This window comes from Streptosporangium subroseum (assembly GCF_900188345.1).
Lineage (GTDB): Bacteria > Actinomycetota > Actinomycetes > Streptosporangiales > Streptosporangiaceae > Streptosporangium > Streptosporangium subroseum.
Genome location: NZ_FZOD01000097.1, coordinates 21,704 through 28,150 on the forward strand (window position 1 = coordinate 21,704; position 6,447 = coordinate 28,150).

Below are 6,447 nucleotides of genomic sequence, written 5' to 3' on the forward strand. Positions count from 1 at the left end.
GGGCATCTCGTTGATCGAGAAGTCATAAACATCGGAGGATGAACCTTGTTACGTCCGAATTTCAGTGCTATCTCCTTGAAGCAGGTCGGCCCTGTGATCGGAGGAATTCGTTGTTCCACCCCCCAAGAAGACGACTTGCCGTTGCCTTCTTAGCCGCGTTGACTCTTGCCACCAGCTTCTACGGCCAGAATCTAGCTCAGGCAAAGTCGGAAGGAGCCGTCGTGTCAGCCGATACACCCGATGACCTGACCCTCTGGTACGACAAGCCCGCCACCGACTGGGAGACCCAGGCGTTGCCGATCGGCAACGGCGCGCTGGGCGCCATGGTGTTCGGCGGCGTCAACAGCGAGCAGATCCAGTTCAACGAGAAGTCGCTGTGGACCGGCGGTCCCGGCGCGGGCGGCTACAACTTCGGAAACTGGACCAGTCCCCGGCCCAATGCGATCGCCGAGGTTCAGGCGCAGATCGACCGCGACGGGAAGATGTCCCCCGAGGCGGTGGCGGCCAAGCTCGGACAGCCCAAGAGCGGCTTCGGCGCCTACCAGACCTTCGGGGATCTCTGGCTGGACATGCCACAAATCCCCGCGAGCGCGGTCACCGGCTACCGCCGGGAGCTGAGCCTGCGCGACGCGGTCGCCAAGGTCGGCTACACCGCGGACGGGGTGACCTACTCCCGCGAGTACTTCGCCAGCCACCCCAGCAACGTCGTCGTCGGCCGGATCTCCGCCGACAAGGGCGGCAAGGTCTCCTTCACGCTGCGCACCTCCTCGCCCCGCAACGACAAGCAGGTCTCGGTCTCCAAGGGCCGTCTCACCGTCAAGGGCGTGCTCGCCGACAACGGCATGAAGTTCGAGTCGCAGGTCCAGGTGGTCACCCAGGGCGGCACCCGCACCGACGGCACCGACAGGGTCACCGTCACGGGCGCCAACAGCGCGATGTTCGTGCTGTCGGCGGGCACCGACTACTCCGACGTCTACCCGACCTACCGGACCGAGGACCCGCACGCCAAGGTGACCGCGGCGGTCGACGCGGCCGCCGGCAGGTCGTACGAGGGGCTCAAGTCCAAGCATCAGACCGACTACCGGAACCTGTTCGACCGGGTCAAGCTGGACCTCGGGCAGAAGGCGCCGGCCATCCCGACCGACAAGCTGCGCGCGGCGTACACCGGCGGCGCCTCGACCGACGACCGGGCGCTGGAGGCGTTGTTCTTCGCCTACGGCCGCTACCTGCTGATCGCCTCCTCCAGGGAGGGGTCGCTCCCGGCCAACCTGCAGGGCGTGTGGAACAACTCCACCAATCCACCCTGGTCGGCCGACTACCACGTCAACATCAACCTGCAGATGAACTACTGGCTCGCCGAGCAGACCAACCTCGCCGAGACGACCGAGCCGTACGACCGCTACGTCCAGTCGATGGTCGCGCCCGGCACGAAGACCGCCCAGGATATGTTCGGCTCGCGAGGGTGGGTCGTCAACAACGAGACCAACCCGTTCGGCTTCACCGGCGTGCACAACTGGGCCAGCTCGTTCTGGTTCCCCGACGCGGCGGCCTGGCTGACCCAGCAGATGTACGACCACTACCGCTTCAGCGGCAGCAACAAGTATCTGCGCACGACCGCGTATCCGGTGATGAAGGGCGCGGCCGAGTTCTGGCTGGACACCCTCTACACCGACCCGCGTGACGGCAAGCTCGTGGTCTCCCCCAGCTACTCCCCCGAGCAGGGCGACTTCACGGCGGGCGCCTCGATGTCCCAGCAGATCGTCTTCGACCTGCTGACCAACACCCTGGAGGCGGCGAAGGAGCTGAAGAACGACAAGCCCTTCCAGGCCGAACTGCAGGCCGCGCTGGACAAGCTCGACCCGGGCATCCGGATCGGTTCCTGGGGACAGCTCCAGGAGTGGAAGACGGACCTGGACAATCCGCGCAACGACCACCGGCACGTCTCCCACCTCTTCGCCCTGCACCCCGGACGGCAGATCACGGCCGGTACCCCGGAGGCCGAGGCGGCCAAGATCTCGCTCACCGCGCGAGGCGACGGCGGCACCGGCTGGAGCAAGGCGTGGAAGGTCAACTTCTGGGCCCGCCTGCTGGACGGCGACCACTCGCACAAGATGCTCAGCGAGCAGCTCAAGAGCTCCACGCTGGACAACCTGTGGGACACCCACCCGCCGTTCCAGATCGACGGCAACTTCGGCGCCACCTCCGGCATGGCCGAGATGCTGCTGCAGAGCCAGCACGACACGATCGACGTACTGCCCGCGCTGCCGTCGGCCTGGTCCAACGGCTCGGTCACCGGCCTGCGCGCCCGGGGCGACGCGACCGTGGACGCCTCGTGGAAGGACGGCAACGCCGACAGGGTCACCGTGCACGCCGGGAGGTCCGGCCCCCTCAAGGTCCGCGCCGCCATGATCAATGGCCCGTACCACGTCGAGGACGAGAGCGGCAAGACGATCAACCCGCCCCGCGACGGTGACGTCATCACCATCGACGCCAAGGACGGGGAGTCCTACACGATCGTCAACGGGGTGACCGTCAAGATCACCGCACCCGTGATCGCGGGCGCCGGCGAAACGATCCCGGTCACCGTCACCGTCACCGCGCCCGGCACGAAGGATGTGCCCGCCGGCACGCTGACCCTCGCCCTGCCGCAGGGCTGGACCTCCACCCCCGCCTCGATCCAGGTGCCCGCCGTCTCGCCGGGCAGTCCCAAGACCTTCTCGTTCTCCGTGGCCGTCGGCCCCGCGAACGGGACCAGGTCCGCGCGGATCGCGGCGGAGCTCTCTGGCGACGACTGGAAGGCGGGCAGCTCGGCGGCCGTCGGCCTCAACCCGTGCGTCACCCCGCCGACGGACAGGGCCGTCGTCGCCTGGGACCCGACGTCGGGCACGACCGTGACCGACAGCTCCGGCAGCGGCAGGAACGCCAACGTCGTCGGTACGGCGACCTACGACGCCACCGCCCCGAGCGGCAGCGGGCTGGTCCTGAACGGCTCGACCTACCTCACCACGGCGAGCACGCTGCTGGGCTACATGCCCGAGGCGACGTTCGCGGCCGAGGTCAAGATCGGGGGGACCGGCTATCGGAGGCTCTTCGACTCCCAGCCGGGCGGCAACCCCGGCACCGACGGGATCATCGTCGACCTCACCCCCTCCAACACCCTGCGCTTCATCGGCGCCGGGCAGAACGTGGGGCTGAGCGGGACGATCCCGACCGGCCGCTACATCGACCTCGTCGTCACCATGAACCGCAACGGCGTGATCAACACCTACGTCGACGGCACCCGGGTCGGCGGCGGCACCGCGACCACCGACGGCATCACCGGCTGTACGGCACGCCCGCTCCGCTTCGGAGCGGACCAGGACGGCGGCCAGCGTCTCACCGGAGCCGTCGACCGCATGGCCATCCTTCCCCGGGCGCTGACCGCGGCCGAGGTCGGCACCTGGCGTGACATCGCCTTCTGACCCGTCAGGCGATCATCTGATCCATCCGCCGGTCGCCTGAGACGTCCGGCGCCCATCTGAGACGAGGCCCGGGGAGCGACCGCTCCCCGGGCCTCCTTGACGCCGCCCCTCTTGACGCCGCCGTCGCCACGTAATAGAACACGTTCTAGAATGCTGTCCCGTCGAGCGGTTGATCACGTGCCTGACGGCTCGGCACGGCCTTCATGGAAGGTGGGCTCCTTGACGTCCTCGCGACTCTCCCGTCCGCGACAGGCGTCCTCGCGAGGAGCTTGTCGCAAGATCAGCCGAGTACGGCCTACCGAGCCCGTATCCACGTAGGCTGCACCGTTATGAGCCGCGTCACGAGGACGCACGCACGGTTCGCGCAGGAGGACCAATGGACATCGATCTGGTCGACAAAGACTTTTATTGGCGTAACGGCGCGCCTTACGACCAGTTGGGCTGGTTGCGAGCCAACACGCCGGTCTACCTGCACGAGGGCGACACCGAGCGCGGCTGGCCCGGGTTCTGGGCGGTCACCAAGCACGCCGACGTCGTGCACATCTCCCGCCGGTCCGACCTGTTCTCGTCGAGCAAGAAGCTCGCCCTGTTCGACGAGGTGCCCGAGGAGCAGCGTGAGCTCCAGCGGATGATGATGCTCAACCAGGACCCGCCGGAGCACACCCGGCGGCGCTCTTTGGTCAACCGGGGCTTCACCCCGCGCATGATGGGCGCTCTGGAACAGCGCATCCGTGACCTCTGCAACCAACTGGTCGACGAGGCCAAGGGCCTTCCCTCCGTCGACTTCGTCCGGGACATCGCCGCCCCGCTGCCGCTTTATGTGATCTGTGAGCTGCTCGGCGCCCCCGTCGAGGACCGGAACAAGATCTTCAAGTGGTCCAACGAGATGATCGGGGCCGAGGACCCGGACTACGCGGCCGACCCCGCCGAGGGCACGAACGCGGCCATGGAGGTCTACGCCTACGCCAACGCCCTGGCGGCCGAGCGGCACAAGAATCCCCGCGAGGACATCGTCACCAAGCTGCTCATGCCCGACGCGGCCGGCGAGACGCTCACCGAGGAGGAGTTCGACATGTTCGTGCTCCTTCTGGTCGTCGCGGGCAACGAGACCACCCGCAACGCGGCCTCCGGCGGCATGCTCGCCTTCTTCGAGAACCCCGAGCAGTGGCAGCGCCTGGTCGCCGACCCCTCCCTCGCCCGGACCGCGTCCGACGAGATCGTCCGCTGGGTCTCCCCCGTCAACCTCTTCCGCCGTACGGCCACCGTGGACACGATGATCGGTGACCAGGAGGTCAAGGCCGACGACAAGGTCGTGGTGTTCTACAGCTCGGCCAACCGGGACGAGGACGTGTTCGCCAACCCCGAGAGCTTCGACATCGGCCGCGACCCCAACCCGCACATCGGCTTCGGCGGCGGCGGCGCCCACTTCTGCCTCGGCAACCACCTCGCCAAGCTGGAACTGCGGGTGCTCTTCGAGGTCCTGGCCGAGCGGCTGCCGAACCTGGCGCAGGCCGGGCCGGCCCGCCGGCTCCGCTCCAACTTCATCAACGGCATCAAGGATCTTCCGGTCACCCTCGTCTGAGGGTCGGCGCCTCGAAGGACGAGAGCGGCGCGGATATGCCACGCGGTGTCTGACGTGGCCGGTCGGCGTGACCGCACGCCGGCCGGCCGCCCTATCAACAGACCGATTTTCTGCGATCTGCAGGATTCTGTCGATGCAAATATGCGGTCGTGAGGGACAACTCAGGACGGCCTACATGATGAGTGCCGTGCCCGGATAACACCGGGCACGGCACTCACAGCTACTCAGTCATGCTCTGACAGGAAATCAGAGCGGCGGAGTCGCGTTGACGAAGGGAGTGCAGTTCGCCGGGTAAGCAGGAGGCCCAAGGGGCGCTCCCGGAGCGAAGAAGCCTCCCAACACCGGAACGGGAAGTCCCAGGAGACACCTCGAGTGAGCGATGACTCCAACTTCGTTCTGCACCGTGATGTGAAGGTACGGAAGCACCCCGTCGAGGAACTCCGTGGTAGCGACGTCGACCGCATCCGCGGGGTAGTTGGGTATCCCCGAAATGTCATGCCAGACGGGAGTCGTTCGCGGGTCGCGAAGGAACAGCGTCGAGTCGGTCCGCACCGATGTGATGATCTCGTCGAGCAGCAGGAACGCCGAGTCGACAGCGGACGGCGGCGCCAGAGGGCCCGTCGGACCCGCAGGACCCGCAGGACCCGTGGCACCCGTGGCACCGGCCGGACCGGTGGCACCGGCCGCACCGGCCGGACCCGCAGGACCCGCCGCACCCGGAGTACCCGCGGGACCCGTCGCGCCTGTCGCGCCTGTCGCGCCCGCCGGGCCCGCAGGACCCGCCTCGCCCGTGGGGCCGGCAGGACCGGCCGCACCCGGAGTACCCGCGGGACCCGCGGGACCCGTCGCACCCGTCGCACCCGTCGCACCCGCAGGACCGGCCTCACCGGCCGGACCGGCTGCACCGGTCGCACCCGGAGCACCCGGAGCACCCGCGGGACCCGCGGCACCCGTCGCACCCGTCGCACCCGTCGCACCCGCAGGACCCGCAGGACCCGTGGCGCCTGCAGGGCCGGCCGCACCCGGAGCACCCGCGGGACCCGCAGGACCCGTGCCACCCGCGGGACCAGCCGGACCCGTGTCACCCGTGGCACCCGTCGGACCCGCAGGACCCGTGTCGCCCGCAGGACCCGCAGGACCCGCGGGACCGGTCGCGCCCGGGGCGCCCGGAGCACCCGGAGCACCCGGTGTACCCGGAGCGCCCGTTTCACCCGTGGCGCCCGTCGCGCCCGTCGCGCCCGTGGCGCCCGTGGCACCCGGAGCACCCGGAGCACCCGCCGGGCCCGCCGGACCCGTGGCGCCCGGCGTACCGGCCGGACCCGCGGGACCTGTACCGCCAACCGGACCCGCAGGCCCCTCAGGGCCCGCCGGACCTGTCGCACCCGGAGCACCAGGAGTACCCGG

Annotated in this window: 2 protein-coding genes; both read left to right on the forward strand. The window is 69.0% G+C overall.

Going from position 1 to position 6,447, the window contains the following annotated elements; all coding sequences use genetic code 11:
• The first annotated feature begins 221 nt into the window (after nucleotides 1-221).
• Nucleotides 222-3,461, forward strand: coding sequence for a glycosyl hydrolase family 95 catalytic domain-containing protein (locus CHC08_RS44895; RefSeq protein ID WP_245878958.1), 3,240 nt, complete (start codon nucleotides 222-224; stop codon nucleotides 3,459-3,461).
• A gap of 376 nt (nucleotides 3,462-3,837) precedes the next feature.
• Nucleotides 3,838-5,043, forward strand: coding sequence for a cytochrome P450 (locus CHC08_RS44900; RefSeq protein ID WP_089213486.1), 1,206 nt, complete (start codon nucleotides 3,838-3,840; stop codon nucleotides 5,041-5,043).
• Nucleotides 5,044-6,447: the final 1,404 nt, after the last annotated feature.

Bases quoted from the DNA above. Each gene is read 5' to 3' on its own strand.
- CHC08_RS44900 (WP_089213486.1), top strand. From the start codon at position 3,838: ATGGACATCGATCTGGTCGACAAAGACTTTTATTGGCGTAACGGCGCG.